The 20,105-nt window shown below is 69.2% G+C and carries 21 protein-coding genes and 1 pseudogene; 12 read left to right on the plus strand and 10 right to left on the minus strand.

Annotated features, from left to right (window positions below; genetic code table 11):
* Nucleotides 1-56: 56 nt before the first annotated feature.
* Together ACSMFO_RS24585 and ACSMFO_RS24590 are read right to left on the minus strand one after the other, a co-directional pair.
* Nucleotides 57-2,030, minus strand: coding sequence for an SDR family oxidoreductase (locus tag ACSMFO_RS24585; protein ID WP_073849141.1), 1,974 nt, complete (start codon nucleotides 2,028-2,030; stop codon nucleotides 57-59).
* A 58-nt stretch (nucleotides 2,031-2,088) separates the two neighbouring features.
* Entirely contained in the window at nucleotides 2,089-2,307 is a 219-nt protein-coding gene (locus ACSMFO_RS24590) for a hypothetical protein (protein ID WP_039922712.1), read from the minus strand.
* Nucleotides 2,308-2,503: 196 nt separating this feature from the next.
* On the opposite strand from ACSMFO_RS24590, the gene ACSMFO_RS24595 reads away from it, so the two are divergent.
* Complete coding sequence (locus ACSMFO_RS24595) at nucleotides 2,504-3,727, plus strand: NAD(P)/FAD-dependent oxidoreductase (protein WP_436460654.1); 1,224 nt, start codon at nucleotides 2,504-2,506, stop codon at nucleotides 3,725-3,727.
* 77 nt (nucleotides 3,728-3,804) lie between these two features.
* Here the strand turns inward: ACSMFO_RS24595 and ACSMFO_RS24600 are convergent, their stop codons facing one another.
* A complete protein-coding gene (locus tag ACSMFO_RS24600) occupies nucleotides 3,805-5,064 on the minus strand; it encodes a Bcr/CflA family multidrug efflux MFS transporter (protein ID WP_436460655.1) in 1,260 nt (419 codons plus the stop codon).
* 230 nt (nucleotides 5,065-5,294) lie between these two features.
* Here ACSMFO_RS24600 and ACSMFO_RS24605 point away from each other — a divergent pair, with 230 nt between their 5' ends.
* Genes ACSMFO_RS24605 through ACSMFO_RS24630 form a run of 6 tightly spaced genes read left to right on the plus strand, consistent with a single transcriptional unit; the run spans nucleotide 5,295 to nucleotide 11,807 of the window.
* On the plus strand, nucleotides 5,295-6,155 hold the full coding sequence (locus ACSMFO_RS24605; RefSeq protein ID WP_436460656.1) for a fumarylacetoacetate hydrolase family protein: 861 nt from the start codon (nucleotides 5,295-5,297) through the stop codon (nucleotides 6,153-6,155).
* Entirely contained in the window at nucleotides 6,155-7,456 is a 1,302-nt protein-coding gene (locus ACSMFO_RS24610; protein ID WP_436460657.1) for an enolase C-terminal domain-like protein, read from the plus strand. The genes ACSMFO_RS24605 and ACSMFO_RS24610 overlap by 1 nt, the downstream gene beginning before the upstream one ends.
* Nucleotides 7,453-8,214, plus strand: a complete 762-nt coding sequence (locus ACSMFO_RS24615; protein WP_360124369.1) for an SDR family NAD(P)-dependent oxidoreductase — start codon at nucleotides 7,453-7,455, stop codon at nucleotides 8,212-8,214. The genes ACSMFO_RS24610 and ACSMFO_RS24615 overlap by 4 nt, the downstream gene beginning before the upstream one ends.
* A 25-nt stretch (nucleotides 8,215-8,239) precedes the next feature.
* The gene (locus tag ACSMFO_RS24620; RefSeq protein ID WP_436460658.1) at nucleotides 8,240-9,277 is read left to right on the plus strand and encodes a sugar ABC transporter substrate-binding protein; all 1,038 of its coding nucleotides are present in this window, start codon (nucleotides 8,240-8,242) and stop codon (nucleotides 9,275-9,277) included.
* Nucleotides 9,274-10,794 carry a sugar ABC transporter ATP-binding protein gene (locus ACSMFO_RS24625; RefSeq protein WP_436460659.1) on the plus strand — a complete coding sequence of 507 codons (1,521 nt, stop codon included), beginning with the start codon at nucleotides 9,274-9,276 and terminating at the stop codon, nucleotides 10,792-10,794. The genes ACSMFO_RS24620 and ACSMFO_RS24625 overlap by 4 nt, the downstream gene beginning before the upstream one ends.
* Nucleotides 10,791-11,807 (plus strand): ABC transporter permease, encoded by a 1,017-nt coding sequence (locus tag ACSMFO_RS24630; protein ID WP_038509653.1) that lies wholly within the window; start codon nucleotides 10,791-10,793, stop codon nucleotides 11,805-11,807. Before ACSMFO_RS24625 ends, ACSMFO_RS24630 begins: the two co-directional genes overlap by 4 nt.
* Before the next feature lie 110 nt (nucleotides 11,808-11,917).
* Here the strand turns inward: ACSMFO_RS24630 and ACSMFO_RS24635 are convergent, their stop codons facing one another.
* The gene (locus tag ACSMFO_RS24635; protein WP_016336349.1) at nucleotides 11,918-12,628 is read right to left on the minus strand and encodes a FadR/GntR family transcriptional regulator; all 711 of its coding nucleotides are present in this window, start codon (nucleotides 12,626-12,628) and stop codon (nucleotides 11,918-11,920) included.
* Between the two features lie 106 nt (nucleotides 12,629-12,734).
* On the opposite strand from ACSMFO_RS24635, the gene ACSMFO_RS24640 reads away from it, so the two are divergent.
* From ACSMFO_RS24640 to ACSMFO_RS24650, 3 genes are read left to right on the plus strand one after another with little or no spacing between them, the layout of a single operon-like run.
* Nucleotides 12,735-13,037, plus strand: coding sequence for an L-rhamnose mutarotase (locus ACSMFO_RS24640; protein WP_063274963.1), 303 nt, complete (start codon nucleotides 12,735-12,737; stop codon nucleotides 13,035-13,037).
* Nucleotides 13,034-14,005, plus strand: coding sequence for an aldo/keto reductase (locus ACSMFO_RS24645; protein ID WP_436460660.1), 972 nt, complete (start codon nucleotides 13,034-13,036; stop codon nucleotides 14,003-14,005). Before ACSMFO_RS24640 ends, ACSMFO_RS24645 begins: the two co-directional genes overlap by 4 nt.
* The gene (locus ACSMFO_RS24650) at nucleotides 14,002-14,826 is read left to right on the plus strand and encodes an amidohydrolase family protein (protein ID WP_436460661.1); all 825 of its coding nucleotides are present in this window, start codon (nucleotides 14,002-14,004) and stop codon (nucleotides 14,824-14,826) included. Before ACSMFO_RS24645 ends, ACSMFO_RS24650 begins: the two co-directional genes overlap by 4 nt.
* A 281-nt stretch (nucleotides 14,827-15,107) precedes the next feature.
* On the opposite strand, the gene shbA is transcribed toward ACSMFO_RS24650, so the two are convergent.
* The 4 genes from shbA to ACSMFO_RS24670 all read right to left on the minus strand — a co-directional run bounded on the left by shbA (nucleotide 15,108) and on the right by ACSMFO_RS24670 (nucleotide 17,160).
* On the minus strand, nucleotides 15,108-15,764 hold the full coding sequence (gene shbA / locus ACSMFO_RS24655) for an RNA polymerase sigma factor ShbA (protein ID WP_016336345.1): 657 nt from the start codon (nucleotides 15,762-15,764) through the stop codon (nucleotides 15,108-15,110).
* 250 nt (nucleotides 15,765-16,014) lie between these two features.
* Nucleotides 16,015-16,317, minus strand: coding sequence for a DUF202 domain-containing protein (locus tag ACSMFO_RS24660; protein ID WP_436460662.1), 303 nt, complete (start codon nucleotides 16,315-16,317; stop codon nucleotides 16,015-16,017).
* Nucleotides 16,314-16,664, minus strand: a complete 351-nt coding sequence (locus tag ACSMFO_RS24665) for a YidH family protein (RefSeq protein WP_038509659.1) — start codon at nucleotides 16,662-16,664, stop codon at nucleotides 16,314-16,316. Before ACSMFO_RS24665 ends, ACSMFO_RS24660 begins: the two co-directional genes overlap by 4 nt.
* 40 nt (nucleotides 16,665-16,704) lie before the next feature.
* The gene (locus ACSMFO_RS24670) at nucleotides 16,705-17,160 is read right to left on the minus strand and encodes a GtrA family protein (protein ID WP_436460663.1); all 456 of its coding nucleotides are present in this window, start codon (nucleotides 17,158-17,160) and stop codon (nucleotides 16,705-16,707) included.
* A 172-nt stretch (nucleotides 17,161-17,332) separates the two neighbouring features.
* Between ACSMFO_RS24670 and ACSMFO_RS24675 the strand changes: the two are divergent.
* A pseudogene (locus tag ACSMFO_RS24675) lies at nucleotides 17,333-17,533 on the plus strand (hypothetical protein); the annotation flags it as partial.
* Between the two features lie 96 nt (nucleotides 17,534-17,629).
* Nucleotides 17,630-17,941: a hypothetical protein gene (locus ACSMFO_RS24680; protein WP_005153325.1), complete on the plus strand. Its 312-nt coding sequence runs from the start codon at nucleotides 17,630-17,632 to the stop codon at nucleotides 17,939-17,941.
* A 28-nt stretch (nucleotides 17,942-17,969) separates the two neighbouring features.
* On the opposite strand, the gene ACSMFO_RS24685 is transcribed toward ACSMFO_RS24680, so the two are convergent.
* Both ACSMFO_RS24685 and ACSMFO_RS24690 read right to left on the minus strand, forming a co-directional pair.
* Nucleotides 17,970-19,094: a glycerate kinase gene (locus ACSMFO_RS24685; protein WP_436460664.1), complete on the minus strand. Its 1,125-nt coding sequence runs from the start codon at nucleotides 19,092-19,094 to the stop codon at nucleotides 17,970-17,972.
* Nucleotides 19,091-20,056 (minus strand): 2-hydroxyacid dehydrogenase, encoded by a 966-nt coding sequence (locus ACSMFO_RS24690; protein ID WP_436460665.1) that lies wholly within the window; start codon nucleotides 20,054-20,056, stop codon nucleotides 19,091-19,093. Before ACSMFO_RS24690 ends, ACSMFO_RS24685 begins: the two co-directional genes overlap by 4 nt.
* Nucleotides 20,057-20,105 lie beyond the last annotated feature (49 nt).

The raw sequence follows: 20,105 nt of genomic DNA on the forward strand, positions 1-20,105 counted from the left end.
GGAAACCGATGGTAGCGGCCGGGGGCGTCCCCCGATCGAGCCCCGGCGGCGGGACGTCAGGGACGACGGCGCCAGACCAGCCTCGTGACCGCGCCCGCCACCGACGCGAGCGGCGCCTTTCGGGGCAGGCCACGGGATTCCGGCGCGGATTCGGGCATCGCGCGATAGACGAGGTGGGCGAAGAACCGGGCCGTCTTCGGTGCGACGAGCGTCACCAGTTCGGCGGCTGTGCCCTCGGGCAGGTTCAGGATCTCCGGCCGTTTCTCCAGTGCCTTCACCACGAGCGCGGCGGCGCGTTCGGGGGAGCTCGACGGCATGCCGCGATAGGAACCGGTCGGGGTGATCATGTCGGTGCGCACCAGCGGCATCCGGACCGAGGTGAAGGTGACGCCGTCGGAAAGCGTTTCCCGCCCGGCGGTCAGCCCGAACTCCTCCAGCGCGGCCTTCGAAGCCAGATAAGCGGAAAACCGCGGGGTGTCGGTCTGCAGTCCTTGGGTGGTCACGTTGACGACGTGGCCGAAACCGCGCGCGGTCATCGACGGCAGCAGGCCGAGCGTCAGCCGCACGGGCCCGAAGTAGTTGATCGCCATCGTGCGCTCGAAATCGTGGAACCGTTCGGTGGACAGCGAAAGCGACCGCCGGATCGAGCGGCCCGCGTTGTTGACCAGCATGTCGACGGCGCCGTGCGCGGCGAGCACGTCCTTGACCAGAGCGTCGACGGCGCCGCCGTCGGTGAGGTCGCACGGATACGCGGACGCCTTGCCGCCCGCCGCGACGATCTGCTCGCGGACCTCTTCGAGTTCGTCGGCGCGCCTGGCCACGAGGATCACTTCGCCGCCCTTCGCGGCGACGGCGAGCGCCGACGCGCGCCCGATACCCGACGACGCGCCGGTGATGAGGACCTTGCGGCCGTCGAGCGGTTCCGGCCCGGGACGACGGCGGCCGCGATCGGGATCCAGGTGCGCGAGCCAGTACCGGTAGAGCGGACCGGCGTACTCCTTCAACGGGGGCAAGGTGATCCCGCTGCCTTCGAGCGCGGCCGTGGTCGCGCTCGTGTCGAAGTCGACCTCCATGCTCAGATGCGGCAGGACTTCGAGCGGGATGCCGAGTTCCGCGAGCACCGCCGCGCGGGCCGACCGTCCGCCGGGGACGCGGTCGAAGCCGGCGGCCGCGGATTTCGCCAGCCGGGTTCCCGCGCGCTTGAGCGCTCCGGAAGGCCGGGCGGGAAGGACGGCGGAGATCTTCGGCCCGCCCGCGGCCCGCGCGAACGCGTTGTAGACCTCGTGAAGCGGCTGTGGCCGGGGCGACGCGAGGTGGTACGTGCTGCCACTGGGCGCGTCGACGTGCATGAGGTGTTCCATCGCTTCGACGACGTAGTCGACCGGAACGAGATTCGTGGCGCCGAGATCCGGGGCGGCCAGCGGAAGACGGCGGGGCAGCGCGGCGAGCCGCGAGATCGCGGGAAGGAAGTAGTACGGACCGTCGATCTTGTCCATCTCACCGGTGCGCGAATCACCGGCCACGGCGGACGGCCGGTACACGCGGAACGGTGTTTTCCCGTGCCGTCGCACGAGTTTCTCCGCCTCGAACTTCGTCGCGTGGTACGGCGACGCGAAACCCTGGCCGAGGTCGAAGTCGGCCTCGGTGAACCGTCCGGCGTACTGTCCCGCGACCGCGATCGACGAGACGTGGTGGAAGAGCCCGGCCTTCGCGGCCGCGGCGAACTCCAGGACGTTGCGCGTGCCGTCGACGTTGGCCGCGCGGTTCGCCGCTTCGTCCGCGGTGAGGTCGTAGATCGCGCCGAGATGCACGACGTGGTCGAGGGGTCCCACGCGGGCGGGATCGATGCCCAGCGAGGGTTCGGTCAGATCGCCGGTGACGGGAACGAGCTTCTCGTGGCTCGGGAGCTTCCCGCGTGAGGTCTCCCTCACGAGAACATGGACGGCTACGGTCTCCGGTCGCCGTAGTAGGCGCGCGACCAGGCGTTTTCCCAGAAAACCCGTCGCGCCCGTCACGAAGTAGGTGGTCATGGCCGGCTCCTTCCGAACGGGGCCGACTCTACCTACTCAGAAGTAGGAACGGTAGTTGTCATTCACTGTGGTCCGGATGTTCGGCCACCGCGACCACGGCGTCGCGGAGCGCGGCGCGCAGGCGCCCCACGTCCAGCGGCCCGAGTACGGCGGCCTCTCCGGGCGGCGCCACGAGCACGATCTTGTCGCTGCTCACGAACACCGTCACGTCCCTGCGCCTGCCCGCGAGATCCCGGCAGCCGACCGACCATTCGTCCCGGGGTGCCAACGTCCTCATCCTCCCGTATCCCATGATCTCCCTTTCTCGTCCGAGGCTGGGACGAGGCGCTTTCGGGGGCGTGACGCCGATTACCCCATGTTCCTACTGATGGGTTAACCGATCCTGCATATCGTGATCGACTTCCGCTCTCGCTAGGCCGGAAGGGGACGGACGGGAGTAGCGTCCGGGGGAGGGACTGCTTGGGAGGTCATGGATGTCCGAACCCAGGAAGATCGTCATCGTCGGCGCCGGTCTCGCCGGGGCGACGGCCGCCGGGACGCTGCGAGAACGCGGTTACGAGGGCGAGATCGCGCTTCTCGGCACCGACACGCATCGCCCGTACGAATTACCGCCCTTGTCCAAGGGGCTTCTGATGGGCAAGACCGATGAACCCGACTGGGTGCACGGCGAAGGTTTCTACGGCGAGAAGGACATCGCGTTCCGGAGCGGGGTGACCGCGACCAGGATCGAGCTCGGCGCACGGCTCGTGCACGACGACGCGGGCGGCGAACACCGCTTCGACCGGCTCGTCCTCGCGACCGGCTCCCGGCCGCGTTCGTTGCCGGTGCCCGGCGGGGACCTGCCGGGGCTGCGGACCCTGCGCACCCTCGACGACGCGCTGGCGCTCCGCTCGGCGTTCAAGGACGCACGGCGGGTGGTGATCGTCGGCGCGGGTTGGATCGGGACGGAGGCCGCGGCGGCCGCCAGGGAACACGGCGCCGAGGTGACCGTGGTCGACCAGGTCGGCTCGCCGTTGCTCGCGGTACTGGGCGATCAGGTGTCCGGCGTCTTCAAGGACCTTCACACCCAGCACGGGGTGAACTGGCGTCTGGGTGAAGGCGTCGCAGGCTTCACCGGCGGCCCGGACGGGGTGACCGGTGTCCGCCTTCAGAGTGGTGACGAGCTCCCCGCCGACGTCGTGCTGGTGGCCGTCGGCGCCGCGCCGCGGGTCGATCTCGCACACGCCACCGGACTGGAACTGTCCGATGACGGCGGTGTCTGCGCCGACGCAGGCCTTCGGACGGCCGCGCCCGATGTCTACGCGATCGGCGACATCGCCGCGCATTTCCATCCCCGCTACGGAAAACGTGTCCGCGTCGAGCATTGGTCGAACGCGAAGTGGCAGGGGGAGCACGTCGCCGGGAACCTGCTGGGGGAGAACGAGCCGTACTTGCGGAGTCCGTATTTCTTCTCGGACCAGTACGACCTGGGATGCGAGTACCGCGGCCTCGCCGATCCCGAGACCGACGAACTCGTGGTGCGGGGCGATCTCGCGGCGCGGGACTTCACCGCGTTCTGGCTGCGGGACGGGCAGGTGGCCGCCGCGATGAACGTCAACCAATGGGATGACGGGGACGCCTTGAAGGCCCTGGTCGAGGGACGCGCGGCGGTGACCGCGGAGCAGCTGAGGACTGCCGATCTCACTTCGCTCGTTTGACCCCTCCGGATGCTAGGAAAGGACCGTTCCTTGCAAAATTTGCAAGGAACGGTCCTTTCCTAGCGCGCGTGACGGGGTCAGGCCTCCTGGGGGACGGCCACGAGAGGCACCGAAGCGCGCGAAGGCCGCGTCATGGTCCCGAAGGCCAGCAGCGCGAGCACGCCGAAGCCCGCCATCACGATCCCCATCGGGACCGCGGTGCCCGGGCCGCCCAGCCCGACCAGCGGCGTCGCCAGCCCGCCGACGACGAACTGCAGCACACCCAGCAGCGCCGACGCCGAACCGGCGGACCGCGCCTGTTCGGCGAGCGCCAGCGAACTCGCGTTCGGCGCCACCATGCCGATACTCGACACCAGGATGAACAACGGGATCAGCAGCCCGATCAGCCCGAGGTCCAGCACCGTCGCGGCCAGCACGCCGAAGCCCGCCACCGCCGCGATGAGCAGGCCGACGGTCAGCAGTGTCCGCTCCGGGAAACGTCCGACGATGCGCCCGTTCAGCTGCCCGACGGCCACGATGCCGATGCCGTTGAGGCCGAACACCAGGCTGTACGCCTGCGGGCTGAGCCCGTAGACGCCCTGCAGCGCGAAGGAGGAGCCGGAGATGTAGGCGAACAGGCTGCCGAACATCAGCCCGGAGGCCAGCGCGTAGCCGAGGAAGCCGCGATCGCGGAACAGGCTCGCGTACTTCCGCAGCACCGAGCCGAACCGCGCGGGGGTGCGGCGTTCCTCGGGCAGGGGTTCCGGCAGCAGGAAGAAGACGACGGCGAGCAGGACCGCGCCGAACACGGTCAGGCAGACGAACACGCCCCGCCACGACGTCCAGTTCAGGATCTGGCCGCCGATGATCGGCGCCAGGATCGGCGCGAGCCCGTTGACCAGCATGAGCAGCGAGAAGAACTTCGTCATCGCGGTGCCGGAGTAGAGGTCGCGCACGGTCGCCCTGGCGATCACGATGCCGGCCGCGGCGCCGAAGGCCTGCACCCCGCGGGCGGCGATGAGCAGTTCGGCGGTCGGGGCGACGGCGCACAGGATCGAGCCGACCATGTAGAGCGCGAGCCCGGCGACGAGCGGTTTGCGGCGGCCGATCGCGTCGGACAGCGGTCCGAGGATCAGCTGGCCGAGGGCGAGCCCGATGATGAACGCGCTGAGCGTGAGCTGCACGGTCGCGTCCGCCGCGCGCAGTTCACCCGCCATCTGCGGCAACGCGGGCAGGTACATGTCGATGGACAGGGGCCCGAAGGCGGACAGGCCGCCGAGGATCAGGACGAACCGGGCGCGTCCGGTCGTGAGAGGGCGCGCGACGGGTTCTTCCACTCGCTCGGGCGCGATGGTCATGCTCGTTCCTTCCCCAGTGATGGTTCCGCGAGGAACAACTTGCTTAGAGTAGGTAACTATTCCCGCTGTGAGTCTCGCCACCCGGACTTCGCAAGACTGATCCGATCAATTTTCCGGACAAATCCGAGTGGCCCCTAGATCTCGTCGGAGGTCCTCGGGTATACATCGGATGTCTGTTCGTTGCTGTGGGAGCCGTTGATTGTTGACGGTTCGGCTGGAAGGGAAAATCCGTGCAGCTGTTGCGACTCGGGGAGCCGGGAAGTGAGCGTCCGTTCGTACGTGCCGGGGACGGCACGCTGCGCGACCTCTCGGCGCTGACCGCCGACATCGATGGCAGCTTCTTCGCGGGCGACGGCGTCGCCAGGGTCGCGGCCGCGCTGGCCGCCGGCGAGCTGCCCGAAGCGGGCCCCGAATTCGCGCGAGCCAGGGTGGGCTCGCCGATCGCGCGGCCGGGCAAGGTCGTCTGCATCGGCCTCAACTACCGGCAGCACGCCGAGGAATCCGGCGCCGAGGTCCCGACCGAACCCGTCGTCTTCATGAAGGCCCCCGACGTCGTCGTCGGCCCGGAGGACGACGTGCTCGTACCGCGCGGCTCGACCAAGACCGACTGGGAGGTCGAACTCGGCGTCGTCATCGGCAAGACCGCGCGCTACCTCGAAAGCGTCGAAGAGGCCTTGGAGTACGTCGCCGGCTACACCGTCTCGAACGACGTGTCCGAACGCGAGTTCCAGCTCGAACGCGGCGGCACCTGGGACAAGGGCAAGTCGTGCGAGAACTTCAACCCGCTCGGCCCGTGGCTGGTCACGGCCGACGAGGTGGCCGACCCGCAGGACCTCGGCCTGCGGTTGTGGGTCAACGGTGAGAAGAAGCAGGACTCGTCGACCAAGGACATGATCTTCTCGGTCGCGGAGATCGTGCACTACGTGAGCCAGTACATGGTGCTGCGCCCCGGGGACCTCATCAACACCGGCACTCCGCAGGGCGTCGCGCTCGGCCAGCCCGAGCCGAAGCCCTACCTGACCGAGGGTGACGTCATCGAGCTCGAAATCGACGGCCTCGGCCGTCAGCGTCAGAACGTCAGGCAGGCGTGATGGCGAAGATCGTGGGCATGGAGGTGCTCGACGTCCGCTTCCCCACTTCGCGGGAGCTGGACGGTTCGGACGCCATGAACCCGGACCCGGACTACTCGGCCGCGTACGTCGTGCTGCACACCGACGGCGGCCCGGACGGCTACGGGCTCGCTTTCACCATCGGACGCGGCAACGACGTCCAGGCCGCGGCGATCCGCGCGCTGGAACCGCACGTCGTCGGCAGGGACGTGCCCACCGACGCGGCCGCGCTCGGCGACCTTTCGCGGGCGCTGGTCGGCGACTCGCAACTGCGCTGGCTCGGCCCGGAAAAGGGTGTCGCGCACATGGCGATCGGCGCGGTGGTCAACGCCGCGTGGGATCTCGCCGCGCGGATCGCCGGTCTCCCCGTCTGGCGGTTCGCCGCCGAGATGTCGCCGGAGGACCTGGTCTCCCTCGTCGATTTCCGGTATCTCTCCGACGCGCTGACCGAACAGGAGGCGCTCGACATCCTCCGCGCCGCCGAACCCGGCCGCGCCGAGCGGATCGCCAAGATCGAGCGCGACGGCTACCGCGCGTACAGCACTTCCCCCGGCTGGCTCGGCTACTCGGACGCGAAACTGGTCCGGCTCGCCGAACAGGCGGTCGCGGACGGCTTCGAGATGATCAAACTGAAGGTCGGCGGGAATCTCGAGGACGACGTCCGCCGGATGAAGCTCGCCCGCGAGACCGTCGGCCCGGACATCCGGGTCGCCGTCGACGCGAACCAGCGCTGGGACGTCTCGACCGCGATCACCTGGATGACCGCGCTGGCACCGTACGACCCGTACTGGATCGAAGAACCCACCTCGCCGGACGACGTGCTCGGGCACGCCGCGATCGCCAAGGCGCTCGCCCCGATCCGGGTGGCCACCGGCGAGCACGTCCAGAACCGCGTGGTGTTCAAGCAGCTGCTGCAGGCAGGCGCGATCTCGGTGCTGCAACTGGACGCGGCCAGGGTCGGCGGGTTCAACGAGAACCTGGCGATCCTGTTGCTGGCGGCCAAATTCGACGTCCCGGTCTGCCCGCACGCCGGTGGCGTCGGGCTGTGCGAACTCGTCCGGCACCTGTCGATGTTCGACTTCGTGGCCGTGTCCGGGAGCGACACCGACCGGTCCATCGAATGGGTCGACCACCTCCACGAGCACTTCACCGACCCGGCCGCCGTCGTCGACGGCCGCTACGTCGCCCCGTCCGCGCCGGGCTTCTCGGCCCGGATGCACGACGCGACCCTGCGCCGGTTCACCTTCCCCGACGGTCCAGAGTGGACGGAGACAAACCAGTGAGTGAGTTCGAAGGCCTCGTCGCCGCCGTCACCGGCGGTGCCTCGGGAATCGGAAGGGCCACCGCCGACCTGCTCGCCGCGCGAGGGGCGAAGGTCGCGGTGCTCGACCTGAATCCCGGCGACCTTCCCGAAGGCCTCACCGGATTCCGCTGCGACGTCGGCTCCGACAAGGAGGTCCGTTCGGCGATCGCCGCGGTCGCCGAGCGGTTCGGCAGGCTCGACGTCCTGGTCAACAACGCGGGTATCGGCGCGCAGGGCGACGTCACCGCCAACGGCGACGACGAATGGCACCGGGTGCTCGACATCAACGTCGTCGGCATGGTGCGGCTCGCGCGGGCGGCGTTGCCGCATCTGAAGAACTCGCCGTCGGCCGCGATCGTCAACACCTGTTCGATCGCCGCTTGGGCAGGCCTGCCCAACCGCGCGTTGTACTCGGCCAGCAAGGGCGCGGTGCTCTCGCTGACCCTGGCGATGGCGACCGATCACCTCGCCGACCGGATCCGCGTCAACTGCGTCTGCCCCGGCACCGCGGACACGCCGTGGGTCGGCAGGCTGCTCGACGCCGCGGGCGATCCGGAGGCCGAGCGCGCCGCGCTGGCCGCCCGTCAGCCGATGGGCAGGCTGGTCACGGCGGACGAGGTCGCGAACGCGGTCGTGTATCTCGCCAGTCCGCTGTCGGCTTCGACCACCGGCACGGCGCTCGCGGTCGACGGAGGGATGTACGGGTTGCGTCCGCGCGGCCCGGTCCACCACCAGTAGTTTCGCTGCCATCAAGGAGGATGCGGTGCGTACGAGGGTGATCAAGGTGGCCGCCGCGGCCACCGCGCTCGGGCTGGCGCTGTCGGCCTGTGGGTCCACTAAGAACAACGCAGCCACTGCTCCCCAGGGCGGGGGCGGCAAGGTCGGCGCGACGATCCCGTTGCTGACCTCGCCGTTCTGGCAGGCCTACAACAACTACGTACCGCTGAAGGCGAAGGAGCAGGGCGTCGAGGCGCTGCCCACGGTCAACGCGGACAGCGATCCGGCGAAGCAGATCACCGACATCAACACCCTGCTCAACCAGGGCATCAAGGGTTTGGTCGTGACGCCGCTGGACTCCGCCGCCGTCGTGGCCGGCCTCAAGGCGGCGGAGAACAAGGGGGTCCCGGTGGTGGCCGTCGACGTCGCGCCGGAGGGCGGCAAGGTCGCGATGGTGGTGCGCGCGGACAACAAGGCGTACGGCACCAAGGCCTGCGAGGCGATCGGCGCGAAGGTCACTTCGGGCAAGGTCGTGCAGGTCATGGGAGACCTGGCCTCGGTCAACGGCCGCGACCGCTCCGAAGCGTTCCGTCAGTGCATGAAGACGAAGTTCCCGGGCGTCCAGGTGCTGGAGGTCGCCGCCGAATGGAAGGCGGACAAGGCATCTTCCGGCCTGGACAGCCTGCTGACCGCGAACCCGGACATCAAGGCCGTGTACATGCAGGCGGGCGGGGTGTACCTGGCGCCGACGCAGCAGGCGCTCAAACGCAAGAACCTCTCCTTCCCGGTCGGCGACCCGAAGCACGTCGTGCTGGTCAGCAACGACGGCATTCCCCAGGAGCTGGCCGCGATCCGCGCTGGCGAACTCGACGCGACGGTCTCGCAGCCCGCAGACGACTACGCCAAGTACGGCATGTACTGGATCAAGAAGGCGATGGCGGGGGAGACCTTCAAGGCGGGGCCGACCGACCACGGCAGCACCGTCGTCGAGGTCCGGCCGGGGATCCTCGAAGACCAGCTCCCCGCGCCCGTCGTCACCAAGGACAACGTGGACGACAAGGCACTCTGGGGGAACAACCTGTGAGCGCGCTGCCCGCCGGGTCCGCCGCCGTGCCGGTGGTCAGCGCACAGGGTGTCGGCAAACGCTACGGACCGACCGTGGCGCTGTCCGACGTCAGCCTCACCGTGCACCCCGGCGAGTCGCACGCACTCGTCGGCCGCAACGGTGCGGGGAAATCGACGCTCGTCTCCATCCTCACCGGACTGTCCAAAACGGACACCGGTCACGTCGAGTTCGGCGGCGTCCCCGCGCCGCCCTTGTCCAAACAGGACGACTGGAAACGCGCGGTCGCCTGCGTGTACCAGCACGCGATGGTCGTTCCGCAGCTGACCGTCGCGGAGAACCTGTTCCTCAATCGGCAATCGGGCAAGGGTTTCGTGATCGGCTGGCAGCGGCTGCGCCGTCAGGCACGGGAACTGCTCGACTCCTGGGACGTCGGTGTCGACGTCGACACTCCGGCCGGAGAGCTTTCCGTCGAGGACCGGCAGTTCGTCGAGATCGCCAGGGCACTTTCCTATGGCGCCCGGTTCATCGTGCTCGACGAGCCGACGGCGCAGCTGGACAGCCAGGCGATCGACCGGCTTTTCGCGCGGATGCGTCAGATGCAGGCCAACGGGGTGACGTTCCTGTTCATCTCGCACCACCTCCACGAGGTCTACGAGGTGTGCCAGGCGGTCACCGTGCTGCGCGACGCCAAGCACATCCTGACCGCGCCGGTCGCGGAGGTCGGCCGTGCCGAACTGATCGACGCGATGACCGGCGAACAGGGCGGGCTTTCCGTCCGCGACGCCTCCACGCGCGAGGCGTTGGACGAGGACGCCACCGAGGTCCTGGCCGTCGACGGGCTTTCCGGTGACGGCTTCGACGACGTGACGTTCCGGATCCACCGCGGCGAGGTGATCGGGCTCGCGGGCAGCAACGCCAGCGGCAAGCATCAGGTCGCCGAAACCGTGTACGGACTGCGTCCGCCGTCGTCCGGCACGGTCCGGGTGGACGGGAAACCGTTGAAACCGGGTGACATCCCGGCCGCGATCCGCGCCGGGATCGGCTGTGTGCCGAGGGATCGTCATCACGAAGGACTGGTGCTGGAGCACTCCATCGCCGACAACGCCACACTGTCCATTTTGGATCGCATGGGCAAGGGTGGACTCGCGGCACCGGCAGCGCGGTACGGCCGGGCCGCCCAGGCGCTGAAGGACTACGACATCGTCGCGGCCGACGCGGACCAGCCGGTGTCCGACCTTTCCGGCGGCAACCAGCAGAAGGTCGTCCTGGCCCGCGCGCTGGCCGGTGATCCGCGCCTGGTGGTGCTGATCAACCCGACCGCGGGCGTGGACGTCAAATCGAAGGAGGCGCTGCTCGCGGTCGTCGACCGGGTGCGGGCCGAGGGCAAGGCGGTGCTGATCGTCAGCGACGAGCTGGACGATCTCCGCCTGAGCGACCGGGTACTGGTGCTGCGCGCCGGCGCCGTGGTCGCCGAACACCGGGCGGGCTGGTCCGACGGCGACCTGGTGGCCGACATCGAAGGAGTCGAGCGGTGACCGAGCTGATGACCGATCCGAAGACTTCGACGCTCGCGGCCCCGCCGAAGCGCCGGAAGTTCCGCTGGCTGCGTGAACTCGCGCTCGTGCCGGCGCTCATCGTGGTGCTGATCATCGGAGGACTGATCAGCGACACGTTCCTGACCTTCGGCAGTATCGTCGGGATCCTGTCCGCCTCGGCCGCGCTGTCGATGGTGGTGCTGGGCGAATCGCTCGTACTGCTGACCGGGAAGTTCGACCTGTCACTGGAATCCACCATGGGCATGGCGCCCGCACTGGGCGCGATGCTGGTCATCCCGGTGGCTTCTTCGGGTTTCGGCACCGAGATCCCCGGATTCGCGGGCATCCTCGCCGTGCTGGTGGCCGGTGCCGCGGTCGGCTTCGTGAACGGTTTCCTGATCGTCAAACTGAAGCTGAACGCCTTCATCGTCACGCTCGCGATGCTGACGGTGCTGCGCGGCACGCAGATCGGCTCCACCCAGGGGAAGACGCTCTTCGACCAGCTGGACGTGTTCACCGCGCTGGCCACCACGACGTTCATCGGGCTGCCGATGTCGGTGTGGCTGGCCGCGGCGCTGTTCACCGCGTTCGGGCTGGGCCTGCGGTATCACCGGATCGGACGGTCGCTGTACGCCATCGGCGGCAACTCCGAAGCCGCGCGGGCCGCCGGTATCCGCGTCGACCGGATCTCGTGGGGCGTCTTCGTCGTGGCCGGTGTGCTGGCCGCGCTGGGCGGGCTCGCGTACACCGGCTACGTCGGCGCGCTCGGCGCGGACCAGGGCGACGGATTGATCCTTCAGGTGTTCGCCGCTGCGGTGATCGGCGGTGTCTCACTGGACGGTGGGAAGGGCACCCTGGTCGGGGCGCTCACCGGTGTGCTGCTGCTGCAGACCGTCACCAACCTGCTGCAGGTGGCGCAGGTGCCGCCGGAATGGCTCAAGGCGATCTACGGCGTGATCATCCTGGTCGCGTTGATCATTTCCCGCTATGCCGGTGGGAAGGCCCAGACCTAGCCCCCTCGCCGATGCGATGAACGGTCCTTTCCTTGCAAATTTTGCGAGGAAAGGACCGTTCCTAGCGCGCGAAGGGCCGGTTAGAGGACGTGAGAGAGGAGAGAGCGGTGTCAGGAAGCTTCGGCGGCCGTGGTGGGGTCGTCGGCGGTGCCGAGCGCGTTGCGGAGCCACTGCTCCACCCCGGCCACGTGCACGGTGGCCCACGAACGCGCGAGTTCGGGCTCACGGGCCGCGATGGCCTCGTAGATCGCCGTGTGCTGCTCGCGGGTCTTCGCGACCGCGCCCTCCTGGGTGAGCCCGCGCCAGATGCGGGCGCGCGCGGTGGGGCCGGACAGGCTGTCCAGCAGCGAGCACAGCACCGGATTGCCGGAGCCGTCGGCGATCTTGCGGTGGAACTGCAGGTCGTTCGCGACCAGCGCCTCCACCGTCGGCGAATCGGCCAGCTCGTCGAGCAGGCGGCCTAGTTCCGCGATGTCCTCGTCGCTCATGTGCAGTGCGGCCAGCGCCGTCGCCGCCGGTTCGAGGATCCGGCGGACGGCGAGGAAGTCCAGCACGGTGTCGTCGCGGTGGAAGTCCACCACGAACGTCATCGCGTCGAGGAGGAGATTCGGTTCGAGGCTGGTGACGTACGTGCCGTCGCCCTGGCGGACGTCGAGCACGCGGATCAGGCACAGCGCCTTCACCGCTTCGCGCAGCGAACTGCGGGACAGGCCGAGCCGCTGGGCCAGTTCGGCCTCCTTCGGCAGCCTGTCGCCCGGAGCAAGCTCGCCGGAGATGATCATGTCCTTGATCTTGTCGATCGCGACATCGGTGACCGGCATGTTCCACCGCCCTCCCCGAAGACCTCGGATGTTTGAGTGTTAGTTGACAGAGTGCCATGTTTCGAATGAAGGAGGCGCGGTGACCCACGGTGTCGCACTACAAAGAGTGGCACTCCACACCCGGCTGAAGCCGGGCAAGGAGGCCGAATACGAGTCGGTCCACGCCGTCATCCCGCCCGACCTGGACGAAGCCCTGCGCGGTGCGGGTGTGCGTTCGTGGCGGATCTGGCGGGACGGTCTCGACCTGTTCCACGTGGTCGAGGTCGAGGACTACGCGAAGATGCGCGCGGTCCTGCGCGATCACCCGGCCAATATTCCGTGGCAGGCGCGGATGTCCGAACTGCTCGACGTGGAAGACGACTACTCGGGCAAGGATTCGGGTATCGGCCTCGTCTGGGAGCTTCCGTGAAGATTCCCCTGTCCCCGCTGGGGCTCGGCTGCGCGCAGCTGGGCAACCTGTACCACGCCATCACCGACGAGACGGCCGAAGCGACCGTCCGCCAGGCGTGGGACGAAGGCATCCGGTATTTCGACACCGCCCCGCACTACGGTCTCGGGCTGTCGGAACGACGCCTGGGCGCGGCGCTTTCGGCGTATACCCGCGCGGACTTCGTGGTGTCGACCAAGGTCGGCCGGGTACTCGAGCCCGATCCCGACGGCGCTTCGCGGACCGACTCGCAAGGTTTCGTCGTTCCCGCCGCGTACAAACGACGGTGGGACTTCAGCCGCGACGGGATCCTCCGGTCGCTTGAGGACAGTCTGGAGCGGCTCGGGCTCGACCGCGTCGACGTCGTCTACGTGCACGACCCCGACGAGCACTTCGAGGACACCGTCGACGGAGCCTTCCCCGCGCTGCTCGAACTGCGCGAGCAGGGTGTCGTCGACGCCGTCGGCGCCGGGATGAACCAGGCGCCGATGCTCGCGGAGTTCGTCCGCCGCTTCGATCTCGACGTGATCCTCCTGGCGGGCCGGTACACCCTGCTCGACCAGCCCGCCCTCGACGATCTCCTCCCGCTGTGCGCGGAACGCGGGGTGGACGTGGTGGCGGGCGGCGCGTTCAACGCCGGGATCCTCGCCACCGCGGCGCCGGGCACGATGTACGACTACGCCGAGGCCCCCGCTGAGCTGGTCGAACGCGCCCAGCTGATCGCCGAGGTCTGCGCGCGGCACGGTGTCGAACTCCCGCAAGCCGCGCTGGCGTTGCCCGCCGCGCATCCGTCGGTGGTGTCCGTCGTCGTCGGCGCGCACGATCCGGGTCAGGTCCGGCTCAACGCCGAACGCTTCCGACGGCCGGTGCCGCGCGAGTTGTGGACGGACCTGATCCGTGCGGGACTGTTGCGTGAGGACACCGTGCTGCGGGAGGAAGGACAGCCGTGATCGACGCGCACCACCACCTTTGGGACCCGTCGCGGCGGGACTACCCGTGGATGACCGGCACGGCGCTGGAACCGATCCGGCGTCCGTACACAGTGGACGATCTCCGCGCGGTGACGAAGGCGGCGGGCGTGAAGGGGACCGTGCTGGTGCAGACGGTCTCGTCGGAGGAGGAGACGCGCGAGTTCCTTTCGGCGGCGCGGGCCGAACCGCTGATCACCGGCGTCGTCGGCTGGACCGATCTCACCGCTCCCGACGTCGCCGAGCGCGTGGCCGCGTTTTCCGGGCCTCTGGTGGGAATCCGGCATCAGGTCGAGGACGAGCCGGATCCGTCGTGGCTGACGCGGCCCGAGGTCCTGCGCGGCCTCGCCGCCCTCGGCGAGGCCGGGCTGGCGTACGACCTCCTGGTGAAGCCGCCACAGCTTCCCGCGGCCCTCGCCGCCGCGAAAGCGTTGCCGGATCAGGTTTTCGTTGTCGACCACGCCGCGAAGCCGCCGATCGCCTCGGGCGAATGGCAGCCGTGGGCGGACGGTGTCGCGGCCTTGGGGGAGCTGGACAACGTGTACTGCAAGCTTTCGGGGCTGGTGACCGAGGCGGACTGGGCACGGTGGAAGGTCGGTCAGCTGGCGCGCTGGTCCGAGCACGTGCTGGAGTCGTTCGGGGCTTCGCGGCTGATGTTCGGCTCCGACTGGCCGGTGTGCGAACTGGCGGCCGCGTACGAGGTCGTCGTGGACACGGCGTTTTCGCTCACGGGTTCGCTGAGCGACGCCGAGCGGCTGGACTTCTTCGACGGGACGGCGCGGCGGGCTTATCGCCTTACGTGAGAGGCAAGGACGTCTGGCCGAGTGGGGAGGATTCGGGACGCTGAACGTCCGAAATCTTCCCCGCTCACCGGCCTCGGCTCCGCCAGGACGGCGTCAAGAAATCACTTTCGCAACGCCCGCCCCGCATTAGACGCAGCGAAAGCTCCCCTCAGTCCATCAGGCGCCTTCACAAGACACGACGAAACCCCGGCGGGAAACCGGGGGAAGGAAGAAAGTGGGCGGCGCGGGGTCCGGGCGCCTGAGAACCGCCGATCGACGACCTGCGGCAGGGGGAGGAAAGATCAGAACTCGTCCTGCTTGACCATCGTCCGCAGGCGGGCCAGTGCGCGGTGCTGCGTCACGCGCACGTTGCCGGCGGAGATCCCGAGTGCCTCGGCGGTCTCGGCGGCGGACAGGCCGACGGCGATCCGGAGGGCGAGGATCTCCTGCTGCACCCGCGGGAGGGTGGAGAGCAGGCGGTTGAGGCGGGCACCGAGGTCCAGGTGCAGGGCGTGGGTTTCGGGCTCGTTGTCGCCGATGGGCCGCTCCGGCAGTTCCGGTACCGGTTCCGACCGGTCGCGGGAGACGGCGCGGTAGGCGTCGGCGACCTTGTTGGCGGCGATGGCGTGCACGAGATAGAGGAACGAACCGCCGCGATCCTGGTAGCCGGGCAGTGCCTTCAGCACCGCCATGCACACTTCCTGCGCGACGTCGTCCGCCGACAGGTAGGACAGGTCGCGGCCGCCCATTCTGGCGCGGCAGTACCGGACCACGACGGGGCCGATCATCCGCAGCAGGGACTGGATCGCGGCGGGATTCCCGTCGCCCGCGTCCTTGACGAGGGGATCGAGGTCCTCCTTCGTCAGCCGTCCGCCCGGTCGAGGCAGGTGCTCCGGAGTCGTGTATCCGGGGACCGCATCGGGGGTGACGGTTCTGGACGCGCTTGAAGTTGCTTGCATGGTCGTCCTCCCCGGCCGACCCTGCGACCGTCGCTGTCGAGGGGTCAACACTCCGTAACGATTGAGGGCGGCAGATGCTCCGTAAGATCAGATTCATCTGCCGCCGTTGCGACGCAGCGTAATCGTAAGCGCCGATCGGACGGCAGTAAAGATTTCAACTAGAGATAGCCCATTCGCCGGAGTCGGCTTAATACAACCGAGACTCTGTGTCGCGAAAAGAGGCGTCGGCGTCGCTGGATGTGCGCGGGACTTAGCGCACCGCGATCAGCGCGGCCGCCGTCGCTACGACGAGTGCCGACGTTGTGACAGCAAGGATCGGGTTAAGAGGTTTCGGGGTTTCCGGACGGCGCAGTGCTCGTTCACGGATCGCGCCGACGGCGGCCAAGGTGATCACCATGGCCCCCGCGAAGGCGACCGGGATGACCGCCGTGCCCCATCCTCGCCGGTCCGCGGTGTGCAAAAGCAGGAGTGTGCAGGCAGTAGCCGCGAGCGCGGTCCGGCGCCAGGCGAGCCCCGTTCGTTCCGCTTGCGCTCCGTGATCGGCCGGGCTCACGAGAAGACGACCAGCGCCGCGGCGGTCAGGGTGATCACGAGGATTCCGGCGGTCAGCAGGAGCAGCATCCCGCTCTTCGGCAGCGGCTGCCCCGCGCGCATCGCGGTCTGCACCCGACGCCAGCGCGGATAGGCGCTCGCCGCGAGGACGGCGGCCAGCACGACGCACAGCCCCGCCAGGACGGTGCTCAGCGCGTTCGGGTCGGGGACCAGTTGATGGACGGCGACACCGCCGGCCAGCAGGCCCAGCGCCGTCCGGAGCCAGGCGAGGAAGGTCCGTTCGTTGGCGAGCGTGAAGCGGTAGTCGGGTTCCGAGCCGCCGTCGTGCGGGCCGTTGATCTCTGCCACGCGATGAAGACTAGGCGGTGTCCGGCCGGCCGGACACCGCCTAGGCGTTCCGCCGCGCGAAGACCCACCAGCGAAGAACCGCGAAGCGCGCGACGCCGCCCACGACACTGGCCGCGAGCAGCGCGCCGGTCTGTTCCAGTGCGGTGGGCTCGGTGATCACCGCGTCGAGGGACGCGAGCACGATCGAGCCGTACACGGCGTAGAAGGCGAAGGTCACCAGATCCTGGAAATGCCGCTTGCCCGCGTGACTCTTGCGGGTGGCGAAGGTGACCCGGCGGTGGAACTCGGTGTTCCCGACGGTGGTGACCGCGAGCGCGACCAGATTGGCCAGCTGCGGTCCGAGGATCGGCTGAAGGAGAAGGAACAGCACCGCCTGCAGGCCGGTGGCGGCGACGCCGGCGACGACGTACCAAGCGGCGTGGTTGCCGAGTTCGTGGTGCCGCTCCGGCGCGCGCCGGATGATCCGGTGCCCTGGCGCCCACCTGGTGGTGGTCATACCGACGACGCTACTCCTTGTTTCACAAACTTGTGAAGCTAATGAACCGCCTGAGAAACTGTGATCCCCGCGACAGCGCCGCCGTTTGGCCTGCGGAGACGCCGGGTAAGCCACAGGGACGGGGTCGAGTACAGCACGCCCCCGTCAACGTCCGACCAGGAGGGAGCGGCCGATGAGCGACCGTGAGACCGCGGAGCCGGAAACGTTGGATCCCAGCGAAGCGCTCGACGAGGACGAACTCCGTGTCGACCCGCTCGAAGAAGGCGTCGAACCGCCCGAGCACTGGAGCGGGGCCGACCGGTTCGGGACCACGCCGGCGGAGATCCGCGAAGGGGAGTCGCATGCCATGCGGCTGGCCGAAGAGGAGCCGGACGTCGGCGAAAAATGATCTTCACTCAGACGGCGGGCCATGCCGACACCCCCTAGCGTGGTCGGTCAAGTGCAAGACCGCGACGAAGGAAGGGCAGAGATGCTGACAGTCACCGAAGCCGCCGCCGAGGCGATCACCGCACTGACCGGGCAGGAGAACGGCCAGGACGGAGGCGGGCTGCGGTTCGCCATGCATTCCCAGCAGGGGGACAGTCCCCAGCTCGCGGTTTCCGTCGCTCCGGAGCCGGAAAGCGGCGACAAGGTCCTCGGCGCCGACGGCGGCCCGAAGGTGTTCTTGGAGCCGGAAGCGGCCGCGTTGCTCGACGACAAGGTCCTCGACGTCCAGCAGGACGAAACCGGCGAAGTCGCCTTCGCCGTACTCCCGCAGGCTCAGCCCCAGCCCGGTAGCTGAGCCCGCGGGCAGGCGTCGCTGCCCAGGCTCAAGTACGGGCCCAGGCGCGGACCAGCTCGCCGGCTCGCTCGCGCAGGAGTTCCGCCGCGTGCGCACGCGCGTGGTCGAGTGAAGGCGCGTGGTCGATCAGGGCGGCGCTGCCCACGACCCCGAGGCCGGTGAGCTGGCCCTCGTCCAGCTGGATCCGTCCGGCCAGCACCATCAGCGGTACCGCGTGTTCCCGTGCGCGGGCCGCGATGCCCGCCGGTGCCTTGCCGTCGAGGCTCTGCTCGTCCAGCGAGCCTTCGCCGGTGATGACGAGGTCGGCGTGTTCGATGGCGCCGGCGACTCCGGTGAGCCCGGCGATGAGCTGGAAACCGGATTCGACGCTCGCGCCGAGTCCCGCGATCGCGCCCGCCGCGACCCCGCCGCCCGCGCCCGCTCCGGGAACGTCGGAGACATCGGGCGCACCGGCGTTCCGCAACGCCTGCGCCCAGCGGGCCAGGGATTCGTCCAGTTGCTCGACTTCGCGCGGGCCCGCGCCTTTTTGCGGGCCGAAGATCGCGGCCGCGCCACGAGGGCCGAGCAGCGGGTTCGTGACGTCGGTGGCGACGGCGACCTCGACGGAGCCGAGCCGTTCACGCACCGGGCCGAGTTCGGCCAGCGCGACCCGGCCCAGCGTGCCGCCGCCGAGCCCGACCGGCGCGCCGAACGCGTCGAAGACCCCGGCACCCAGCGCCGCCAGCATCCCGGCGCCGCCGTCGGTGCTCGCCGTCCCGCCGACGGTCAGCACCAGCCGCCGCGCGCCGTTGTCGAGCGCGTGCGCGAGCAGTTCCCCGACGCCCCAGGTGTGCGCGGCGAGCGCCACCTCCGGGCTCGGCTCGACGAACTCGATCCCGCAGGCACGGGCCGATTCGATGTAGGCCGTGCCGTCGAGGGTCACGTAGCGGGCGTCGACGGTGTCGTCGAGCGGCCCGCGGACGGGGAGTTCCACGAGACGGCCACCCGCCGCGACGAGAACGTCGAGCGTTCCTTCGCCCCCGTCGGCGACCGGGCAGGATGAAACCTCGGCTTCGGGCAGCGCGTCGCGGACGCCGTGGGCGATCGCCTCCGCGGCCTCGACCGCGGTCAAGCTTCCCTTGAACTTGTCGGGCGCGATGACCACACGAGTCATGGACGAACCTCCGTCAGCGGGTTTCCGCCGGTGAGTACCGACGCGACGTTCTCGGCCGCGAGTACGGCCATGGCAGTACGGGTCTCGACCGTCGCCGATCCGAGATGCGGCGTCAAGACGACGTTTTCGCGATCCAGCAGGCGTGGTTCGACCTCGGGTTCGGCTTCGAACACGTCGAGGCCTGCCCCGGCGATTTCCCCGGCTTCGAGTGCGTCGGCCAGCGCGGCCTCGTGGACGACGGGGCCGCGTGTGGTGTTGATCAGGTACGCGCCCGGTTTCATGGCCTTAAGCGCGTCCGCGTCGACGAGATGCCGGGTCTCCGGCGTCAGCGGACAGTGCAGAGACACGACGTCGGAGCTTCGCAGCAGTTCGTCGAAGGGCACGTACTTCGCGCCCAAGGTCTTCTCGACGTCTTCGGCGGCCCTCGATCGTCCTGAGTAGACGATCCGCATGCCGAAACCGAGCGCCCGCCGCGCGATCGCCTGCCCGATCTGTCCGAGCCCGACGATCCCGAGAGTCTTGTCCTGCAGTGAAGAGCCAAGCAGGAAACCCAGGTGGAACGACCAAGGCGTGCGCGAGCGGATCAGCCGTTCGCCCTCGCCGAGCCGTCGCGTGACCGCGAGGATCAGCCCGAACGCCAGATCCGCGGTGGCGTCGGTGAGCACGCCGGGGGTGTTGGTGACGGTGATGCCGCGGCCGGCCAGCGCCGGGACGTCGATGTTGTCGTAGCCGACGGCCACGTTCGCCACGACCTTCAGGTCCGGGCCCGCCGCGTCGGCGACCTCGCCGTCGATCCGGTCGTGCAGCATGCCGACGATCGCGGACGAGCCGCGGACGAACTCACGCAGTTCGTCCGGCGTCAGCGGCCGGTCGGCGCGCGACAGTTTCACCTCCCCGGCCTCGGCGAGCACTTTCAGCGCTTCGTCGGGAATCCACCGGGTCACCGCGATCGTCGAGGTCACGCGCCCAGCCTAGTGGGCGGCGGTTGGTATCCCAAATGTGGAAATCCCC

Origin of the sequence: Amycolatopsis sp. w19 (assembly GCF_051373225.1) — a bacterium.
Taxonomy (GTDB): Bacteria; Actinomycetota; Actinomycetes; order Mycobacteriales; family Pseudonocardiaceae; genus Amycolatopsis; species Amycolatopsis japonica.

Bases quoted from the DNA above. Each gene is read 5' to 3' on its own strand.
- ACSMFO_RS24585 (WP_073849141.1), bottom strand. From the start codon at position 2,030: ATGACCACCTACTTCGTGACGGGCGCGACGGGTTTTCTGGGAAAACGC.
- ACSMFO_RS24590 (WP_039922712.1), bottom strand. From the start codon at position 2,307: ATGAGGACGTTGGCACCCCGGGACGAATGGTCGGTCGGCTGCCGGGAT.
- ACSMFO_RS24595 (WP_436460654.1), top strand. From the start codon at position 2,504: ATGTCCGAACCCAGGAAGATCGTCATCGTCGGCGCCGGTCTCGCCGGG.
- ACSMFO_RS24600 (WP_436460655.1), bottom strand. From the start codon at position 5,064: ATGACCATCGCGCCCGAGCGAGTGGAAGAACCCGTCGCGCGCCCTCTC.
- ACSMFO_RS24610 (WP_436460657.1), top strand. From the start codon at position 6,155: ATGGCGAAGATCGTGGGCATGGAGGTGCTCGACGTCCGCTTCCCCACT.
- ACSMFO_RS24635 (WP_016336349.1), bottom strand. From the start codon at position 12,628: ATGCCGGTCACCGATGTCGCGATCGACAAGATCAAGGACATGATCATC.
- shbA (WP_016336345.1), bottom strand. From the start codon at position 15,764: ATGCAAGCAACTTCAAGCGCGTCCAGAACCGTCACCCCCGATGCGGTC.
- ACSMFO_RS24670 (WP_436460663.1), bottom strand. From the start codon at position 17,160: ATGACCACCACCAGGTGGGCGCCAGGGCACCGGATCATCCGGCGCGCG.
- ACSMFO_RS24680 (WP_005153325.1), top strand. From the start codon at position 17,630: ATGCTGACAGTCACCGAAGCCGCCGCCGAGGCGATCACCGCACTGACC.
- ACSMFO_RS24685 (WP_436460664.1), bottom strand. From the start codon at position 19,094: ATGACTCGTGTGGTCATCGCGCCCGACAAGTTCAAGGGAAGCTTGACC.